This window comes from Leisingera sp. F5, assembly GCF_001593695.1.
On sequence record NZ_LUKH01000376.1, the window covers coordinates 1 to 2,652 of the forward strand.

The following is a 2,652-nucleotide window of genomic DNA, read 5'->3' on the forward strand; positions in this document are numbered from 1 at the left end:
CTGGCAGGCACCTCAGGCGTGGGTAAGACCGAGACCGCGCTGGCGCTGGCTGAGGTTCTGTATGGCGGCGAGCAGAACGTCATCACCATCAACATGTCCGAATATCAGGAAGCCCATACAGTCAGCAGCTTGAAAGGCGCGCCTCCGGGCTATGTCGGCTATGGCGAAGGCGGGGTGCTGACCGAGGCGGTGCGGCGCAAGCCCTATTCCGTCGTGCTGCTGGATGAGGTTGAGAAGGCGCACCCGGATGTGCATGAGATTTTCTTTCAGGTGTTCGATAAAGGGGTGATGGAAGACGGTGAGGGCCGCATCATCGACTTTAAGAACACGCTGATCCTGCTGACCTCGAATGTCGGCACCGAAACGATCATGGATCTGTGTTCGGACCCGGATCTGATGCCGGAACCGGAGGGTATGGCGAAAGCCTTGCGCGATCCGTTGGTGAAAGTTTTCCCGCCGGCTTTGCTGGGGCGCCTGGTGGCGATCCCCTATTATCCGCTCAGCCCGGAGATGATCGGCGAAATTACCAAGCTGCAGCTGGGCCGGATCCAGAAGCGGGTGCAGGAAACCCATGGGGTGCCGTTCGAATACTCGGATGCGGTGGTCGAGGAAATCGTCAACCGCTGCCAGGAGCTGGACAGCGGCGGCCGGATGATCGACGCGATCGTCACCAACACCATGCTGCCGGATATTTCAAACGAATTCCTGCGCCGCCTGATGGAAGGTAAGGACGTGGAGAAAGTCGCCATTGGCGTCACCGACGGGGAGTTTTCATACGCGTTTGATTGATCGCGCTTGAGGGTAATCAGTGGGAAGGAAATCCTATGGTTAAACATGTTGTTATGGACCTGAAAAACCTGGACATTAAAGTGTCCGGGCTGGAGATGGTCGAACCGCCGAAACTGTCGTTCAAAGTGGTGGTCGAGCTCGACAAGAAGATGGAAAAGGGGGTCGAGAAAGACCCGCTTTTGCAGCAGGAATTCCATGCCGGTGCCAGCGAGGTGCTGGAGCAAACCAAGGACACCATCGAGAAGAAGTGCAAGGTGTTCGACAAGCTGTTTGTCCAGATGGTGGCCAAGGGCGCTTCGGATAAAGACATGGAAAAGCAGCTGAAAGGGCTGAACGACGCCATCAAGAATGACGTCAAAGTGGCCGAAAAGGGCGCTGAACTGGCTGCGCAAAAGGCCTGGACCAGCCTGCAGAAGAAGAAAAAGGAATGGTCCAAGTTCAAGATCAAGATCGGCGTGTCCATTGCCGGTACCCTGGCCGGTCTGGCGGTGAGCATCGCCGCTATGGCGACCTCGCCGTTCTCCGGCGGCGCGGGCGCGGCCTTTGGCATCATCGGCCTGATCAAGTCGGGGGTGACGCTGGCCAAGGACATCGGCAAGCTGGCGATCAATATCGATCAGTCCAAGACCATACTGGTGAAGAACCTTGCGGTGGTGGAAAAGGCGGCCTCCAACAAGGCGCTGAATGCGGCGAATGAGGTGTCGGCGGCGGTGTTCCAGGAGTTCCTTGGGATCTCGCAGCCTTCGGTCAAGACGGTGGAGGATGCGGCTGATACGCTGAAGGCGAAATACGCGCAGATGGTCGTCAAAATGCATGACCTGTCCAAGAACCTGAACAAGATTCTGAAACAGCAGGAAAAGCTGAAAAAGGAATTCCTGGCCGAGGTCGGCAAGAAGCTGAAAAAGCATCCCGTCAAGGACAAGAAGACCCAACTGGTGATGATCAGCAAGGCGCTGGATACGGCCTTGGCGAAAAACTATGCCGAGGTTCAGAGCGCCATCGATAAGATCCAGATCATGTACAGCGATGCGCGCGGCTGGGCCAGCAATATCAAGGAGCTGATGAAGCGGGTGAAGGCGCTGACAATCAAGGACCCCAAAGCGCTGAAGGTGTTCCGCGAGGGGCTGAAGTTCGCAGCCCTGGCGCTGTCGCCGATTGATGGCAACTCGATTGCCACCGGCGCCAAGGATCTGGCCCTGGGCGTGGGCGGCGCGGTCGGCGGCTATGCCTACGACAAAATCACCAGCAAGGCGCTGGACGGGACAGTGTTCGACGCGGCCTGACGAATGATGAAAGACCGCCGGGCGCAGAACGTGCCCGGCAAGACTTGAAAGACCGGGTGGAGAAACAAATTGGACAGCAGCGCGCAAACCGAAGGGACGCTCCGGGACCGGGCCCGGGAATTTGTTGAGCGCCAATGGGTAACCAATACCATTCTGGGCATCATCATCTTCAATGCGATCACTCTGGGGCTTGGCACCTCTGCTGCGGTGCGGGCGCATGCGGGCGGTCTGCTGGATGTCATCGACACTGTTGTTCTGGGCATTTTTGTTCTGGAACTGGCGCTGAAGCTATTCGCCTATGGCCTGCGCTTCTTTGCTTCGGCCTGGAATATCTTTGATCTGATTGTGGTCTCTTTTGGCTTGTTCCCCGACAGCCAGGGCCTGTCGGCGCTGCGCGGGCTGCGGGTGGTGCGGGCGCTGCGGCTGCTGTCGGTCATCCCGCAGATGCGGGCGGTGGTGCAGGCGCTGCTGGATGCCTTGCCGGGCATGGGCGCGGTGATCGTGATGATCTCAATCAGCGTTTCGGCGCCGGTCTTGCCGTCCATATAGGCCATAAGGTTCTGCAACTGGGTGCGCGCCT

Annotated in this window: 2 protein-coding genes and 1 pseudogene; all 3 read left to right on the plus strand. The window is 58.2% G+C overall.

Annotation, left to right across the window (positions count from 1 at the left end; all coding sequences use genetic code 11):
* Positions 1 to 789, plus strand: a 789-nt coding sequence (locus A2I95_RS30525; RefSeq protein WP_291735904.1) for an AAA family ATPase, incomplete at its 5' end; no start/stop codon positions are given.
* Between the two features lie 35 nt (positions 790 to 824).
* A complete protein-coding gene (locus A2I95_RS30530) occupies positions 825 to 2,072 on the plus strand; it encodes a hypothetical protein (RefSeq protein ID WP_245597001.1) in 1,248 nt (415 codons plus the stop codon).
* A gap of 69 nt (positions 2,073 to 2,141) precedes the next feature.
* Positions 2,142 to 2,588, plus strand: a pseudogene (locus tag A2I95_RS30535) (ion transporter); the annotation flags it as partial.
* Between the last annotated feature and the right edge of the window lie 64 nt (positions 2,589 to 2,652).